This window comes from Thermococcus gorgonarius (assembly GCF_002214385.1).
In the GTDB taxonomy this organism is placed as follows: Archaea; Methanobacteriota_B; Thermococci; order Thermococcales; family Thermococcaceae; genus Thermococcus; species Thermococcus gorgonarius.
The window spans coordinates 965,905-981,327 of record NZ_CP014855.1; the positions used below are offsets into that span (position 1 = coordinate 965,905).

16 protein-coding genes are annotated in these 15,423 nt (G+C 52.3%); 7 read left to right on the forward strand and 9 right to left on the reverse strand.

Annotation, left to right across the window (positions count from 1 at the left end):
* Positions 1-6: 6 nt before the first annotated feature.
* The 4 genes from A3K92_RS05440 to A3K92_RS05455 all read right to left on the reverse strand — a co-directional run bounded on the left by A3K92_RS05440 (position 7) and on the right by A3K92_RS05455 (position 3,423).
* Entirely contained in the window at positions 7-921 is a 915-nt protein-coding gene (locus A3K92_RS05440; protein ID WP_088885297.1) for an inorganic phosphate transporter, read from the reverse strand.
* Between the two features lie 175 nt (positions 922-1,096).
* Positions 1,097-2,323: a hydroxymethylglutaryl-CoA reductase (NADPH) gene (gene hmgA / locus A3K92_RS05445; RefSeq protein ID WP_088885298.1), complete on the reverse strand. Its 1,227-nt coding sequence runs from the start codon at positions 2,321-2,323 to the stop codon at positions 1,097-1,099.
* A 20-nt stretch (positions 2,324-2,343) separates the two neighbouring features.
* A complete protein-coding gene (locus A3K92_RS05450; protein WP_088885299.1) occupies positions 2,344-3,087 on the reverse strand; it encodes a MinD/ParA family ATP-binding protein in 744 nt (247 codons plus the stop codon).
* A gap of 123 nt (positions 3,088-3,210) precedes the next feature.
* Complete coding sequence (locus A3K92_RS05455; RefSeq protein WP_088885300.1) at positions 3,211-3,423, reverse strand: TRAM domain-containing protein; 213 nt, start codon at positions 3,421-3,423, stop codon at positions 3,211-3,213.
* Between the two features lie 226 nt (positions 3,424-3,649).
* Here A3K92_RS05455 and tdh point away from each other — a divergent pair, with 226 nt between their 5' ends.
* The 5 genes from tdh (at position 3,650) to pheT (ending at position 8,583) form a co-directional block, all read left to right on the forward strand.
* The gene (gene tdh / locus A3K92_RS05460) at positions 3,650-4,702 is read left to right on the forward strand and encodes an L-threonine 3-dehydrogenase (protein WP_088885301.1); all 1,053 of its coding nucleotides are present in this window, start codon (positions 3,650-3,652) and stop codon (positions 4,700-4,702) included.
* Between the two features lie 62 nt (positions 4,703-4,764).
* Complete coding sequence (locus A3K92_RS05465) at positions 4,765-4,986, forward strand: hypothetical protein (RefSeq protein ID WP_088885302.1); 222 nt, start codon at positions 4,765-4,767, stop codon at positions 4,984-4,986.
* Between the two features lie 9 nt (positions 4,987-4,995).
* Positions 4,996-5,247, forward strand: coding sequence for a type II toxin-antitoxin system RelE family toxin (locus A3K92_RS05470; protein WP_232460838.1), 252 nt, complete (start codon positions 4,996-4,998; stop codon positions 5,245-5,247).
* 117 nt (positions 5,248-5,364) lie between these two features.
* Positions 5,365-6,867: a phenylalanine--tRNA ligase subunit alpha gene (gene pheS, locus A3K92_RS05475; RefSeq protein ID WP_088885303.1), complete on the forward strand. Its 1,503-nt coding sequence runs from the start codon at positions 5,365-5,367 to the stop codon at positions 6,865-6,867.
* A 9-nt stretch (positions 6,868-6,876) separates the two neighbouring features.
* On the forward strand, positions 6,877-8,583 hold the full coding sequence (gene pheT, locus A3K92_RS05480; RefSeq protein ID WP_088885304.1) for a phenylalanine--tRNA ligase subunit beta: 1,707 nt from the start codon (positions 6,877-6,879) through the stop codon (positions 8,581-8,583).
* Positions 8,584-8,790: 207 nt separating this feature from the next.
* Here pheT and thyX read toward each other — a convergent pair whose 3' ends face one another.
* Complete coding sequence (thyX, locus tag A3K92_RS05485) at positions 8,791-9,540, reverse strand: FAD-dependent thymidylate synthase (protein ID WP_088885305.1); 750 nt, start codon at positions 9,538-9,540, stop codon at positions 8,791-8,793.
* Positions 9,541-9,784: 244 nt separating this feature from the next.
* On the opposite strand from thyX, the gene argF reads away from it, so the two are divergent.
* Complete coding sequence (argF, locus tag A3K92_RS05490) at positions 9,785-10,732, forward strand: ornithine carbamoyltransferase (RefSeq protein ID WP_088885306.1); 948 nt, start codon at positions 9,785-9,787, stop codon at positions 10,730-10,732.
* Positions 10,733-10,792: 60 nt separating this feature from the next.
* Here argF and A3K92_RS05495 read toward each other — a convergent pair whose 3' ends face one another.
* Both A3K92_RS05495 and A3K92_RS05500 read right to left on the reverse strand, forming a co-directional pair.
* Positions 10,793-11,803 (reverse strand): deoxyhypusine synthase, encoded by a 1,011-nt coding sequence (locus A3K92_RS05495; protein ID WP_088886048.1) that lies wholly within the window; start codon positions 11,801-11,803, stop codon positions 10,793-10,795.
* 37 nt (positions 11,804-11,840) lie between these two features.
* The gene (locus A3K92_RS05500; RefSeq protein ID WP_088885307.1) at positions 11,841-12,887 is read right to left on the reverse strand and encodes an FAD-dependent oxidoreductase; all 1,047 of its coding nucleotides are present in this window, start codon (positions 12,885-12,887) and stop codon (positions 11,841-11,843) included.
* 190 nt (positions 12,888-13,077) lie between these two features.
* On the opposite strand from A3K92_RS05500, the gene A3K92_RS05505 reads away from it, so the two are divergent.
* Positions 13,078-13,857, forward strand: coding sequence for an SDR family oxidoreductase (locus tag A3K92_RS05505; protein WP_088886049.1), 780 nt, complete (start codon positions 13,078-13,080; stop codon positions 13,855-13,857).
* 43 nt (positions 13,858-13,900) lie between these two features.
* Here A3K92_RS05505 and A3K92_RS05510 read toward each other — a convergent pair whose 3' ends face one another.
* Entirely contained in the window at positions 13,901-14,773 is an 873-nt protein-coding gene (locus A3K92_RS05510) for a zinc metalloprotease HtpX (RefSeq protein ID WP_088885308.1), read from the reverse strand.
* A gap of 56 nt (positions 14,774-14,829) precedes the next feature.
* Positions 14,830-15,354, reverse strand: coding sequence for a hypothetical protein (locus A3K92_RS05515; protein WP_088885309.1), 525 nt, complete (start codon positions 15,352-15,354; stop codon positions 14,830-14,832).
* Between the last annotated feature and the right edge of the window lie 69 nt (positions 15,355-15,423).

Consider the following 15,423-nt stretch of genomic DNA (forward strand, 5'->3'; position numbering starts at 1 on the left):
AAAGCTTCAAAGGCTGGAAAAGAGCCTTATCAGGGCAAAAGCCAGAAGGCCAGCTCCTAGGGGAGCCGTTACCCAACCTCTCAGGATCCCCTCTAGGGCCTTTTTGTTAACCGGTTCTCCCTTGTAAACGCTCACCCCAGATATAGCCCCAACAATGGCCTGGCCCGAACTCACAGGTATTCCAAAGAAATTGGCCATTGTAACTGCTAGTGAGGCGCCCATCTGGGCGGAAAAGCCCGAAGTTGGATCCAGTGGTGCCAGATCCTTACCGACGGTCATCATGACCTTATAGCTAAAAGTCAACGTCCCCAGTCCCAGGGAAAGAGCCAAAAAGACCCTGCTGGAAAACCCTCCGTCTATAAGGCCAATAACGTTGGCAAGCTCGTTCGTTCCGAGGTTGAAGGAGGCGTAAGCCGCCGCTGTAAACGCCAGCCACTTTTGCGTCAGTTCCAGCACTCCCAGATGCTTTATTCTGTTGAGAACTCTTTTGTAGGCGATGTATATTGCAATTGAAAACGCCCCCGCCAGTACAGGTGATACAACCCAGGTCAGAGTTATTTTACCAGTTACTCCCCAGTTTACGGGGAGCCCTGACGCCAGGGAAGCCCCAACGAGGGCTCCTATTATGGCCTGGGTCGTTGATATGGGATTGCCCCACAGGCTGGCAAGGGTTACGGCAGAGGCGGCGCTGAAGAGAACGAGCCCAATCCTAGACCAGCCCATGCCACTGGCTAACCCGGCCACCGTGTTTGAAACGCTGGAACTGCCGATAAGGGCTCCTACGGTAACAAAGGCCCAGATCAGCAGGACTGCCCTTTTAAATCCGATTATTCCCGAACCAACGGCTGTTCCAACTGCCTTTGCACTGTCGTTGGCCCCTATCGCCCAGGCCATGAAGGCAGCTGTCAATAACACGAGCATAAGCTATCACTATAGTTCACTTGTCAATAAATAATCTATATAGTCTCAGTCCACATTGTTCAGCTCAAGTTTGTTTAAAAAGATTGCGGCCCCAACATTGGTTGAGTTCAGCACGAGTTGTTGAGCAATTAAAGAAGAAACAGAAACCGGCAAAATGAACAATAAAAGGACATAATCATCTGCCCAGTTCCTTGTGGGCCTTGGCTAGGTGCTTCGCCGCTATCGCCGCGAGGAGCGAGAGTTCCCCAGCGAGGACCGCACCTGCGACTATCTCGGCGAATTTTTTGGCGTTTGTTCCAGGCGGGTCCCCTCCGCCGGCGACGCCCATAATGCTCAAAGCCTCCCTCTGCGTTGGGACTCTCGTTCCACCGCCCACGGTTCCTATCTCAAGGCTCGGCATGGTTACGCTTATGTAGAGGTCCCCCTCTGGAGTAACTTCCGCCAAAGTTATACCGTGCGAGCCCTCGGTTATCTGGGCCTCGTCCTGGCCCGTAGCTAAGAAAATGGCCCCAACTATGTTGCCGAAGTGGGCGTTGAAGCCGTAGGAACCGGCCTGGGCCGAGCCGACGAGGTTTTTGCGATAGTTGACTTCGGCTATGAGCTCCGGCGTTGTCTTGAGCTTCCTCTCAACTATCTCCCTCGGTACTATCGCCTCGGCTATGACGGTCTTGCCCCTTCCAAGGATGAAGTTGGCTGCGTTCGGTTTCTTGTCCACGCAGAGGTTGCCCGAGAGGGCAAGGTACTTCACGTCCGGAAACTCTTCCTCTATGACCTTCATTATCTCCTCGCTCGCTATCGTCACCATGTTCATGCCCATTGCATCGCCCGTTTCGAATTCAAAGCGGAGGTAGAGGTTGTTGCCGACTATGAAGGGTTTAACGCCGCGGAGCTTTCCGTGCCTGGTAACCTTGCTTACCGCCTTCTCCTGGAGGTAGTCGAGGTTGTTCTTAACCCACTCCGCTACTTCCCTTGCCCTTCTTGCGTCTGGGCACTTGAGTAAAGGAGCGCGAGTCATTTTGTCATCTATGAGCGTCGTCTTAACCCCACCGGCTTCAGTTAAAGCGGAACAGCCGCGGTTTACACTGGCGACGAGCGCTCCTTCAGTTGTGGCAAGTGGGATGTAGAACTCTCCCTTCGCGTATTCACCATTAATTTTAAGCGGTCCGGCGACGCCCATTGGTATCTGAACGACACCGATCATGTTTTCGATGTTCTTACCTATGAGCTGGTTTGGATCTAGGGAGTAGTGTCCGATGTTGTCAAGCTTCACCCCAAGCTTCTTCTCGAGGGCTTTTCTCCTTATTTCAGTGGCGAGCTTCTTGTCGCCGTTGGTGTACTTCTCAACCTGGTGCAGTTTTATTTCGCCATTTGCAACTTTCTCAACAAGCTCTTCAAACTCCATTACAACACCCCCAGAAGTGATCATCCGAAGATCCAGCTTTCGAGAACTTCTCCGGCTTCGGCAAAAGCCAAAGCGGCGTCACTTTTCGGTTTGTACGCGAGAACTGGAATTCCGACGTTAATTGACTCTGGAACGGCCTCGTCAAAGGGAATCCAGCTCAAAACAGGAACCCCCAGCTCGTTTTCGATGATGTCGATTATCTTGTCGACAAAGTCAGCACTTTCCCTAACTTTGTTTAGTACCACACCGATTTTAAGGCCATACTCCTCGCCGAGGGCCTTTAGTTTGTTCACTTCGTTCTCAACCATGACTTCAAAGGAATATATCGGAGACCTCTCGATTTCAACCACTATTATCTGATAATCAGCAACCTCAAAAGTTGGAAGGGTATCAAACGGGACCCCTGTTGGAGAATCAACGAAGACAACACCGAACTTGTACTTTATTTCCTCAACAAGATCCCTGAGTCTTTGAGGAGAAATGCCAACTACATCCTTAAGGTTAGTACTCCCGGGCATTACGTAAACACCAGTTTCCTGGTGCCTGTATATAGCCCATTCCGGATTCAGACTTGGGTCTCTAAGAATTGAATGAACAGTGTACTTAACGTTGTCCATCCCAAAATGGAAGCCGAGATTGGGCAGATAGAGATCACCATCAATTGCCAGAACACGATACTCCCTTTGAGCCAGGTATGTGCTTAGATTGGCGGTTGTGGTCGTCTTCCCTGCCCCGCCTCTCCCGGTCATGACTATTACTGCCATCTGCTCCCCTCCACCCCTTAGGTTTTTGAAATTCGTTTTTATTAACTTTTCCTCTGCCTTACCCAACTCAATGCAAAAACTGTCCGGGAACAGATAGAAAAAAGAGAATAAAACTTAAAAAATTCATCCAACAACCTCGGCAAAGGCAAAACGCTCTTTCACGTTCTTTATCTCAATCTCCACCTCGTCCCCAACGTTGGTTTTGGGAACGAATATCACAAAGCCTTTAATCCTGGCGATGCCATCTCCTCCCCTGCCGAGGGATTCAATCCGAACCCTGTAGTGCTCCCCCCTCTTAACAGGGGGCTTCCTGCTTTGGAATCCACTCCTCTCCAACTTAGACACCACCCAAGCGATGTCTCTTAAGATAGAGAAAGAAGGGTATTTAACGTCTATGTCAGACTAATGAATGAGAAAAGGCAGAAATAGACGAAATTCAAACTTAATTTTAATTGAAAGTTCGAATCTCGATAAAATCTTAAGGGCGATGTCCAACAGAGTTCAACCGTAAAAAAGTTTATATCCACGACAAATCTATGCATCAGTGTAGGAGATGATAGCCATGACCGAAAAGATGCAGGCCATTATGAAGACGAAGCCGGCTTACGGAGCCGAGCTCGTCGAGGTTGACGTTCCAAAGCCAGGTCCGGGCGAGGTTCTCATAAAGGTTCTCGCAACAAGCATCTGTGGAACCGACTTGCACATCTACGAGTGGAACGAGTGGGCGCAGAGCAGAATCAAACCGCCCCAGATAATGGGCCATGAAGTGGCCGGGGAGGTCGTTGAAGTCGGTCCCGGCGTTGAAGACCTTCAGGAGGGCGACTACATCAGCGTTGAAACCCACATCGTCTGCGGCAAGTGCTACGCTTGCAAGCACAACCGCTACCACGTCTGCCAGAACACGAAGATATTCGGCGTTGACATGGATGGTGTTTTTGCCCACTATGCCATAGTTCCGGCCAAAAACGCCTGGAAGAACCCAAAGGACATGCCGCCGGAATACGCAACCCTTCAGGAACCCCTCGGAAACGCCGTTGATACAGTTTTAGCCGGCCCAATAGCGGGGAGGAGCACGCTCATCACCGGAGCGGGCCCGCTCGGACTCCTCGGAATAGCGGTTGCAAAAGCTTCGGGAGCTTACCCCGTCATCGTGAGCGAGCCGAGCGACTTCAGGAGGAAGCTGGCCAAGAAGGTCGGCGCCGACTACGTCATCAACCCCTTCGAGGAGGACCCCGTTGAGGTGGTCATGAGCATAACCGATGGTGCAGGCGTTGAGGTCTTCCTCGAGTTCAGTGGCGCTCCCAAAGCCCTTGAACAGGGCCTCAAGGCAGTAACTTCTGGCGGAAGGGTCTCCCTGCTCGGCCTCTTCCCGAGGGAAGTGACGATAGACTTCAACAACCTCATCATCTTCAAGGCCCTTGAAGTCCACGGCATCACCGGAAGGCACCTCTGGGAGACCTGGTATACTGTCTCAAGCCTCATACAGAGCGGAAAGCTCAACCTCGACCCGATAATCACCCACAAGTACAAGGGCTTCGACAAGTTTGAGGAAGCCTTCGAGCTCATGCGCGCTGGCAAGACCGGAAAGGTCGTCTTCTTCCCGCACAAGGGTTGAAGTCTTCCTTTACCTCGCAACCTTTTTTAGCATGAAGAACGAATAAGCTAAGCGGTGAGAACATGGCAGAGAGCATTCACGTGCTCATCAGTCGCATCGAGAGGATAGAGAAAGAACTCGAAGACCTAAAACAAGAGCTCCTCAAACTCAAGGCGGAAAAAGAGGAAGCCGAAATTATTCCAGAAGAAGAGTATCAGGAACTGAAACGAAAAGCCGAACACCTCAAAAACAACCCCTCGGAAGGACTAACCGCAGATGAGGCCATTCGAGAACTCATGGGTTAGGTGGGGAGATTGTACACGGTCATCGTGGACAAGAGAGTCATCAAGAAGGCCAAGAAATATCTCAAGCCAGCCCAGCGACAAAAACTGGCCGAGTTCATTGAGACCCTTAAAACAAATCCCTATCCAAAGCCCCCATACGACTTGAAACCTGTAAGAGGGGAGAGAACGGAACAAACCAACACCTATCGCCTTAGAATTGGCGACTACAGGCTTTTCTATACCGTGTACTGGGACGAAAAAATTATCATCGTAACGACCTGAAACCACGGGAAACCGCGTACAAGAGGTAAAACAACACCTCCCATAGAATTTCACGAAAGACTTAATCACCGCAATTCTCTTAAGCTCCCTTACCCACCCACACCGGGAGGTGGCACTATGGAGCTTAGCTATCAGGAAAAACTCACGCTCATAAAACTTGGAGAGCTCAAGAAGGCTAAATTCGAGGAGCTGGTGGAGAAGACGGGCCTCGACCAGGTCGCCGTTATGCGCTCCGTCCTAGGTCTGCAGGCTAAGGGTCTGGCAAAGCTCCACGAGAGGAGCGAGAAGGTCGTTAGACTCACCGAGACCGGGAAGGAATACGCCAGAATCGGTCTTCCCGAGTGGAGAGCCCTGAAGGTTCTGAAGGAGAAGAAAAAGGTTACGCTCGACGACCTTTCGGAGGTTCTCAGCGAGGACGAACTCAAGCCCATCGTTGGCCTTCTCCGGAAGGAAGGCTGGGCAAACGTGAGGAAGGAAGAAGGAAAGTTAATCCTTGAGATTACTGAGAAAGGCCTTAACGCCGAGGAGAGGCCCATTGATAAAGCACTAAAACTTCTGGCCGAGAGGGGAAGCGTCCCAGTGAGGGATATTGAAAAGCTTATCCCGGCCAAAGAACTCAAGAGAAGGAAGATAGCCGAGGAAGAAACCGTCACCGAGAGGGAAGTTAAGATAACCCCCTCTGGAGAGGAGCTGGTAAGGAAGGGCATCGAGCTGAAGAGGGAAGTTTCCGTTCTAACGCCCGAGCTCATAAAGTCGGGAAAATGGCGCGAGGTCGAGTTCAGGCGCTTTGACATCAAGACCCCCGTGAGGAGGATCTACCCGGGTAAGAAGCAGCCTTACCGCGCTTTCCTCGACAAGATAAGGAGAAGGCTCATCGAGATGGGCTTCATCGAGATGACCGTCGAGAGCCTCATAGAGACCCAGTTCTGGAACTTCGACGCGCTCTTCCAGCCCCAGAACCACCCGGCTCGTGAGTGGACCGACACCTACCAGCTCAAGTACCCGAAGAGCGGCTACTTGCCAGAGAAAGAGCTAGTCGAGAGGGTCAAAGAAGCACATGAGAGGGGTTTAGCTGGCTCGCGCGGCTGGGGCTACGTCTGGTCGCCGGAGAGGGCGATGCTCCTGATGCCCCGTGCCCATGGAACAGCCCTCAGCGGGAGACAGCTGGCTAAAGGCGTCGAGATACCGGGCAAGTACTTCACGATTCAGCGCGTCTTCCGTCCAGACGTCCTCGACAGGACACACCTCATCGAGTTCAACCAGGTGGACGGCTTCGTTGTCGGTGAAGACCTAAACTTCAGGCACCTCCTTGGGATCCTCAAGCGCTTCGCCGTTGAGATAGCTGGAGCAAAGAAGGTCAAGTTCCTGCCTGATTACTACCCGTTCACTGAGCCGAGTGTCCAGATGAGCGCCTACCACCCAGAGCTCGGATGGGTCGAGTTCGGCGGAGCTGGAATATTCCGCGAGGAGATGACAAAGGCCCTTGGAATAGACGCACCGGTTATAGCTTGGGGAATAGGAATCGACAGATTAGCCATGTTCAAGCTCGGAATAGACGACATCCGCTACCTCTTCAGCTACGACCTACGCTGGTTGAGGGAAGCGAAGCTGGTCTGGTGAGGTGATACCATGCCGAAGTTCGACGTTTCAAAGTCTGACCTTGAGAGGCTCATCGGGAAGAGCTTCACCGTCGAGGAGTGGGAGGACCTCTTCCTCTATGCGAAATGTGAGCTCGACGACGTCTGGGAGGAGAACGGTGAAATCTACTTCAAGGCAGATTCCAAGGACACAAACAGGCCCGACCTCTGGAGCGCCGAGGGGATAGCAAGGCAGATTAAGTGGGCGCTTGGAATGGGGAGGGGCCTGCCGAAGTACGAAGTTGAGAAAAGCGACGTTGTGGTTTACGTTGACGAGAAGCTGAAGGACATCCGTCCCTACGGTGTCTACGCCATAGTTGAGGGCCTTCACCTCGATGAAGAGGCTCTCAAGCAGATGATAAACCTCCAGGAGAAAGTGGCCTTAACCTTTGGAAGGCGCAGAAGGGAAGTGGCCATTGGTATCTTCGACTTCGACAAGGTTAAACCGCCGATCTACTACCGCGCCGCCGAGAAGACTGAGAAGTTCGTCCCCCTCGGCTTCACCGAGGAGCTAACGCTCGAGGAAATCCTCGAAAAGCATGAAAAAGGGAAAGAATACGGGCACCTGATAAAGGACAAGCCCTATTACCCGCTCCTCGTCGACAGCGAGGGTAAGGTCCTCTCGATGCCACCGATCATAAACTCAGAGATAACTGGACGAGTAACGACCGAGACGAGGAACGTCTTCGTTGACGTGACCGGCTGGGACTTGAGAAAGATTATGCTGGCCCTCAACGTCGTCGTTACAGCCCTAGCCGAGCGCGGTGGGAAGATAAAGAGCGTCAAGGTGGTTTATCCTGACTTTGAAATCGAGACGCCAGACCTAACTCCAAAGCCCTTTGAAGTCGAGCTGAATTACATAAGGAAACTGGCCGGCCTTGAGCTGAGCGACGAAGAAATCAAAGACCTCCTCGAGAGGATGATGTACGAGGTTGAGCTCGAAGGTGGAAAGGCAAAGCTCCTCTATCCGGCCTTCCGCGACGACATAATGCACGCAAGGGACGTTCTGGAGGACGTTCTCATAGCCTACGGCTACAACGAGATTGAGCCGGAGGAGCCGAAGATTGCCGTCCAGGGCAGGGGCGACAAGTTCGTTGAGTTCGAAGATGCCGTGAGGGAACTCATGGTCGGCTTTGGTTTGCAGGAGGTAATGACCTTCAACCTCACCAACAAGGAGGCCCAGTATGATAAAATGAATCTCAAATACGGCAACGATTACTTCAACCATCCCCCCGCTGAGCTCGTCGAGATAGCGAACCCGATAAGCCCCAAGTGGTCAGCCCTTAGGAACTGGTTGCTTCCGAGTCTGCTCGACTTCCTGAGCCAGAACACCCACGAGGAGTATCCGCAGAGGATCTTTGAAGTGGGCAAGGCTACACTGATAGATGAGAGCAGGGAGACCAAAACGGTAAGCGAGAGCAAATTAGCGGTTGCTCTGGCACATCCGCGCGTCACCTTCACCGAGGCCAAGGAGATACTTGACTCGGTAATGAGACATCTCGGCTTTGAGTACGAGCTGGAAGAAGTCGAACATCCGAGCTTCATCCCGGGCAGGGCTGGGAAAATAGTCGTTGGAGGGAAAGCGATAGGAGTTATAGGGGAGATACATCCTGCGGTGCTGGAAAACTGGGGTCTAGAGATGCCCGTCGCGGGCTTTGAGCTCTTCCTTAGGCCCCTCTATACAGAGCCCTACCTATGAGCCCTCCCCCAGATTTTTCTTTACTATTGTATACATCAACTCGAAATTTGTCAAGTTTACCAAGAGTTCTACATCGAGTGTCTCAACCATAGCTGATCACTGTATCAAGTTTGAGAGAGGAGTTTATCAATCTTCTGCTGGAAATGCTGAACAAGTGTCAAATAAGACAGAAAACTTCAGAAAATTTTGATGATGTGACAAAAATCGTCAACCTTTTTTTGCTGTGGAAATCAGCATCTTCCACTTCTCCCTCGTCCTCTTCCAGCAGCCAGGCGGCATGAGCTCGCCCTCCGGACAGTAACCGATTTGGATACACCGCGGTCCCAGCTTCGCCCACTTTATAATCGGCCTCAGCTCCTCGTTCTTCGCTATCTCCTCCAGCATCTTCCAAGCGACTTCCCTTATCTCCCACTGGGCCCTCTCGCAGGCTCTTAAACCGAGGAAGTGCTTGAGCTCGCGGAGGTTCATCGTGACGACAATCTTCGTTCTTACTGCTTGAGGCAGGATGAAGCGGGCGTCCTCCTGGTGAACACCGGCCTTATAACTCTCCTCGTAGAGCTCGATGGAGTTTTTCAGGAATTCCTTCCACTTTTGGTAGAGCTCGGGCTTTTCCTTAACGCTCTCAGGGATTACAAAGGTCTCTTCCACATCATTTGGGTTTAATTTGATATAGCGCTGTGACTGCTGGGTATAGCTCGCAAGCCTGTGGCGGACTAGTTGATGACTACAAACACGAGAACAGCCCTCAATTGCAAAGGTTAGCGTCGCGTGCTCAAGAATTGACTCATGGCCGTAGCCAAGAACCCTTGGCAGGTGCATCTCGACGTCATTCGTGGTCATCCGCTCAAAGGCCTCTGTTTCCCAGCTCTCCCAGTAGCTTATCAGGGCTGACCATGTGACAGTTTCGAGCGGTTTTTTTGTATAGTTGACAAGAGTCACGCGGATTTTATCGTTCATATTTTTCACCTCATCTCAAGGGGCCCCTCCCCCTTATTATGATTTCCGCTTCCATTTTTGAACCGCTGGCAGGAGTATCCGTACAATCGGATCTGATGTGCAAAACCATCACCTAAAACTTGCCGTACTGCCCTTACGTTTGGAAACATTATCGAACCTTTGACTTAAAACTCTCCAGTGCCAAGGTTATTTTGCCGACGAAAGGGTTATTAAATTCAGAAGACAGCTTTAGACGGTGATGCACATGGTGGTTAGCCTCGCAGGAAGGGATGTTCTCTGCCTCCAGGACTTCACGAGGGAGGAAATTGAAACTATTCTCAAGACGGCCGAGATGATGAAGATATGGAACAAGATTGGAAAGCCCCACCGCGTTCTCGAGGGCAAGACCCTCGCCATGATATTCCAGAAGCCCTCTACGAGGACGAGGATTTCCTTCGAGGTCGGCATTTATCAGCTCGGAGGCTACGGCCTCTACCTCAACGCCCAGGACCTTCAGCTCAGGCGCGGTGAGACCATCGCCGACACCGCCAGGGTTCTCAGCAGATACGTCGACGGGATAATGGCGAGGGTTTATGCCCACAAGGACGTGGAAGACCTCGCCAAGTATGCGAGCGTCCCGGTCATAAACGGTCTGAGCGACTTCTCCCACCCGTGCCAGGCTCTGGCCGACTATCAGACCATACTCGAAAAGAAGGGCAGGATTGCCGGCCTCAAGATCGTCTACGTCGGTGACGGAAACAACGTCGCCCACTCCCTCATGATAGCGGGAACCAAGCTTGGAGCTAACGTTGTTGTCGCCACACCGGAAGGCTACGAGCCCGATCCGAAGGTCATTAAGTGGGCGGAGCAGAACGCGGCCGAGAGCGGCGGAAGCTTCGAGCTCCTCCACGACCCCGTTAAGGCCGTCAAAGATGCGGACGTCATCTACACTGACGTCTGGGCGAGCATGGGTCAGGAAGCCGAGGCCGAGGAGAGGAGAAAGATATTCATGCCCTTCCAGGTCAACAAGGAACTCGTCAAGCACGCTAAACCTGACTACATCTTCATGCACTGCCTCCCAGCCCACCGCGGAGAAGAGGTCACCGACGACGTCATAGACAGCCCCAACAGCGTCGTCTTTGACCAGGCCGAGAACAGGCTTCACGCTCAGAAGGCCGTTATGGCCCTCGTCATGGGCGGGATTAAGGTTTAATCCGTTTATCCCCTTTTTCTCTTATGTGCACTGTAAGAATAAACAAAGATAGGAGTAGAATCAGCTTTTCATCACCTTCCAAACCAATATCGGGAACACCAATGTCGCATCGGCCCATATCTCGACGTAATCGGCTTTGGCCCTTATCTTGCCCCAGCTGACACCTTCGCTCGGCGGCGCGCCGCTCAGCGAGCCGTCCCAGGGAATGGCAGTGGTAACGTAAATCGCGTAGTCCGTCCCTCCACGGAAGAGGTTGGCGTTGATTATCGCGTGCTTCGGTAGTGAACCGCCGAGGATTATTGATGCCGTCTCCTTTGCCGTAACCGCGAGGTTGTTGAGCTTCACTATGTCGTTGGCGATGTCTATGATCAGCTCTCTATCTCCTCTCTCCTCCTTGAAGAAGTAGAGCATGTCTCCTATCGAGCCGTCTGTTATAGCTGGACAGAATATCGGCACGTTCCGCTTGTAGGCCCAGTAGATGATTGAGCGCTCTTTCTCCTCTCCGAGCTTCTCGTCCATGTAGCGGCCCATCTCATAGATGAACTCGCTTGCCGTGAGCGGTTTGCCTCTTTCACGCTCCATCTCCAGAACCCACTCGAAGAAGGGTATCATGTACTTCTCGAACTCGATATACCTATCATTGGGCACGAAAATGTTGCCTATCCTGTTTATCCCCTTCTCGCGCATTAAGGCGTCGTTAACGTTCCAGTCGCCCAGAATGAAGGGCTTGAGGGCCTTTATGAAGTCTTCCTCAACTCCTCCGGCCGTGGTTACGATTACGTCAACCTTGCCCTCCTTCACGAGCCACGCGATCAGTTCGCGCAGGCCGGAGGAGACTATGTTGGAGGTATAGCCGAGGAAGACGCGGACTTCCGTCCCTTCGGTGCGCTTCCGCTCGACTTTCCTCCAAATCTCTATCGCCTTCCCGAGGTGGGTAGCTTGAAAGCCTATTCTCTCGTAATAATCCAAAACCTCCTCAAGGCTCGAAACTTCATCCAACCACGGCCCCTCTATCGGCGTTCCCTCGACCTCTTCGCTCTCCTTAAGGACGATGTCTTTCGGCTCGGTCATGGAGGAAAGTTTTAGGGAGAGGCGTTTAAAGCTTTCGTCAGCACTTGCCGTTGACAACTGAGCTTATCAGCTTTGCCGTTACTGGGACGGGGAAGACCCTTCTCGGAGCTTTGTTGAAGAGCCACTCCTCGATTTCCTTCGCTTTTGCCCTGCCTTCCCTCATGGCGGTGCCGATGTTCCTCGGAGCAACAACGTCACCTGCAAAGAATATACCCGCCTCCTTCAGTATTTCCTCGTTGGCGCAGACGACCTCCCTTATTGGGCTCGTCGGTAGCTGACCAATGGCATAGGCAACTACGTCGGCATCGAGGATAAAGCGCTCGTCGGTGGTTACGACGCTCCCCTCGACTATTCTTGTCTTCGCGAACTCAACCCCCTGGGCTCTTTTCTCTCCGAGTATTCTGACTGGAGTCGCGTACTCTATAAATTCCACGCCCTCACTGATCAGCTTTCTGATTTCAGTCTTCGCGTAGCTGTGCTCAAGGGAACGGCGGTAGGCCATCGTGACCTTCTCAGCCCCGAGGAGCCTCGCTTCGATGGCCACGTCAACGGCGGTATAGCCAGCGCCGATTATCACGACGTGCCGTCCCTTGAGGTCAGGAACCCTCTCCCATGGGTAGTAGCCTATTCTGGCCATCTTTATGTGGTGGAGGAGTGTTAAGGCGTCGTAAACGCCGGGCAGTTCAACGCCAGGAACCTTGAGCTTCCTCGGCTTCCATGCGCCAGTTGCGATGAGGAGCGCATCAAACTCGCTCAGAAGCCTCTCAAGGGAGACGAAGTGCTCCGCCCACTCGTCACCGAGCTCTCTGGGTGAATCGTAGACCACCTTCGTCCTGAAGTGGAAGTGCACGCCGAGCCTTTCAAGGTCTTTCACGCCTTCCCTAACCGCTTTTATTGGAATTCTAACCTCTGGAATGGCAAAGGCCACCATCCCACCGCCTTCGGGCATCTTCTCATAGACATGAACCTCGTAGCCCCTGCAGGCAAGGTAGCCAGCGGCCGTTAATCCAGCTGGACCAGCGCCGATGATCGCTATCTTGAACGGCTTTGGTTCGGCCTTCTCCCTGCAGATGTAGAACTTCACCTCATCACCCCCAAAGTTTTTTGAGAAACCTGTTTAAAACCGAAGGTTTTACACTTTAAGTTTCTTTTCCTGAAGTTTTTGGCAAAACGACATGGATTCTCCAAATTCGGGAAGCCTAATTCGTCAACGGGACAAAAGTTATTAGCTGATTAAATAACTGAAATCCATGATCGAGATAGACCTGAACGGAATGGGAGTCCTCGTAACAGCTTCCTCCCGAGGGGTAGGCTTCAACGTCGCGAGGGAGCTTTTGAAGAGAAACGCGAGGGTTGTTATAAGCTCCTCCAGAGAAGGAAACCTCCAGAAGGCCGGGGAAGACCTCTCCCGGTTTGGGGAAGTTTATGGAGTGAAGGCAAACCTTAAAGAGAGAGAAGACCTGGAAAACCTCATCAGAGAGGCGTGGAATCTTTTAGGCGGTATTGACGCCCTCGTCTGGAACGCCCCGAACGTGCCCTGCGAACCCTGCCTTCTCCACGATGCTCGCTATAACGACTGGCTAGAAGCTTCCCTGCTACACACCGTCGCCCCGGGCTACATCACGACCCTGCTCGTTAAGAAGTGGCTGGAAAAAAAGATGGCCGGAGTTCTGGTTTACCTCAACTCCGTCTCGATAAAAGAGCCGATGCCTCCGCTGGTTCTGGCGGACGTTACGAGGGCTGGACTGGTTCAGCTGGCAAAGAGCGTTTCGAGAACCTACGGGAAGTTCGGGATAAGGGCCTATTCAGTTCTGCTGGGGAGCTTTGATACCCCCGGCGCAAGGGAGAACCTGAGAAAGGTAGCTGAAGAGAGAAGAGAACTCTTTGAAAAAGTCTGGGAACAGGAGGTTCTCGGCAGGACTCCGCTACACAGGACTGGAAAGTGGGACGAGCTGGGTTCTCTGATAGCGTTTCTTCTGAGCAATGAAGCCGAATACATGCTCGGTTCGACGGTTGTTATCGATGGGGCGATGACGAGGGGCGTTTTCCTCTGAGAATTTAAGAGAAACCTACCAAAAGCAGGAAAAATAGGGGGAATCAGAAGTAAATCCCCATCTCCTCGGCTATCTTCCTGAGCCTCTCTATTCTTGCCTCGGTCGGCGGGTGAGTTGAAAAGAGGTTCACTATGCTCATTCCTCTGAATGGGTTTACAATGAACATGTGGGCTGTCGCGGGGTTGCCGTTTCTCATCGGCCTGTAGCGAACCGCCTGCTCTATCTTCATCAGAGCGCTGGCGAGGGCGTGTGGCTTGCCGCTGATCTTTGCACCTCCTTCATCAGCTAAGAACTCCCTTGAGCGGCTTATTGCCGCTTGGATGAGCATTGCCGCTATTGGAGCTAAAATCGCCACGAGTACCGCCGCTATGACATCACCACCCTCGTCCCTGTCCCTGCTGAAGCCGCCGAAGATGGCTATCCATCTCGCCCAGTATGCGAGCTGCATTATCGCGCCAGCCATAGCCGCGGCTACCGTGCCTATCAGTATGTCCCTGTTCTTGATGTGGGTCAGCTCGTGGCCGATGACACCCTCAAGCTCGTCCCTGTTGAGTATCCTGAGGAGGCCTTGGGTTACCGCAACGACTGCATGTTTGGGATCCCTCCCCGTTGCGAAGGCGTTTGGTGTGTCCGTTGGGATTATCGCAACCCTGGGCGTTGGAAGGCCTGCCCTCTCCGCGAGCTTCCTGACTATAGCGTAGAGCTCAGGCGCCTCGTACTCGTCAACCAGCCTCGCGTTGTACCAGCTCAGCACGATTTTGTCACTGTACCAGTAAGTGATGAAGTTGAAGAACATGGAGAATAGGAACATGATGAACGCCACATTGGGGCCGCCGAAGAGGTAGCCTATCCCCATCAGCAGGCCCGTGAGTATGGCCATAAGCAGGCCAGTTCTGAGCCACATTACGAGTCCCATACCCTCTCACCTCCAACTTAAAATCACCGATTGATACTAAAACTTTTTGGTTGATTTTATACTGAAAGTTTTTTCCTGCACTCCTCGATCTTTTCCATGAACTCCTCTCTGGTTAGACATTCCTGACCGCGTTTTAGCTTCACCGCCGCCACCTTGTAGTTGCCCTTTCCAAAGAAGCGACAGGCCTTTTCGGGCTCATCGACAAGCCTTGCAACTGCCAGGACTTCTTTTCCACACTCGACGTAGTCTATAACAGTGTCCTGAAAGCCGGTGAATACCACAACGCATTTCCTTGAAGGGTTGAGCGGTTTCAGGTCTTCCTCTATCGGGGGAAGTTTCTTGACGACGCAGGACTCCGGATAATTCCCGGACTTAATGGCCTTTATCAAATCCGGAAGCTCTCCAATCTCTTCAAACCGCTCTATCTCCTCCTTAGAAACGTCCACAGGCTTTAATGAATAGCAGAGCGTCTTTTCATCGTGGTACATCAGGTAGGTGCCGTCCTTAAGGAACATAAACGCTATTCTCTCCCGGGGGAGGTCGAAGATGTAGCCAGCAGAGCTCTTCTTTACTTGATACATTTCATCACCCAATCAACGCTTGTAGAAACGACTTATAAGACTCTCTGGACAGAAAAGGGAAGTGGAAGG

Coding starts and splice junctions, on each gene's coding strand:
- hmgA (WP_088885298.1), bottom strand. CDS start 2,323: ATGGAGTTTGAAGAGCTTGTTGAGAAAGTTGCAAATGGCGAAATAAAA.
- A3K92_RS05495 (WP_088886048.1), bottom strand. CDS start 11,803: ATGACCGAGCCGAAAGACATCGTCCTTAAGGAGAGCGAAGAGGTCGAG.
- A3K92_RS05505 (WP_088886049.1), top strand. CDS start 13,078: ATGGGAGTCCTCGTAACAGCTTCCTCCCGAGGGGTAGGCTTCAACGTC.
- argF (WP_088885306.1), top strand. CDS start 9,785: ATGGTGGTTAGCCTCGCAGGAAGGGATGTTCTCTGCCTCCAGGACTTC.
- pheS (WP_088885303.1), top strand. CDS start 5,365: ATGGAGCTTAGCTATCAGGAAAAACTCACGCTCATAAAACTTGGAGAG.
- A3K92_RS05510 (WP_088885308.1), bottom strand. CDS start 14,773: ATGGGACTCGTAATGTGGCTCAGAACTGGCCTGCTTATGGCCATACTC.
- thyX (WP_088885305.1), bottom strand. CDS start 9,540: ATGAACGATAAAATCCGCGTGACTCTTGTCAACTATACAAAAAAACCG.
- pheT (WP_088885304.1), top strand. CDS start 6,877: ATGCCGAAGTTCGACGTTTCAAAGTCTGACCTTGAGAGGCTCATCGGG.
- A3K92_RS05515 (WP_088885309.1), bottom strand. CDS start 15,354: ATGTATCAAGTAAAGAAGAGCTCTGCTGGCTACATCTTCGACCTCCCC.
- tdh (WP_088885301.1), top strand. CDS start 3,650: ATGACCGAAAAGATGCAGGCCATTATGAAGACGAAGCCGGCTTACGGA.
- A3K92_RS05465 (WP_088885302.1), top strand. CDS start 4,765: ATGGCAGAGAGCATTCACGTGCTCATCAGTCGCATCGAGAGGATAGAG.
- A3K92_RS05450 (WP_088885299.1), bottom strand. CDS start 3,087: ATGGCAGTAATAGTCATGACCGGGAGAGGCGGGGCAGGGAAGACGACC.
- A3K92_RS05440 (WP_088885297.1), bottom strand. CDS start 921: ATGCTCGTGTTATTGACAGCTGCCTTCATGGCCTGGGCGATAGGGGCC.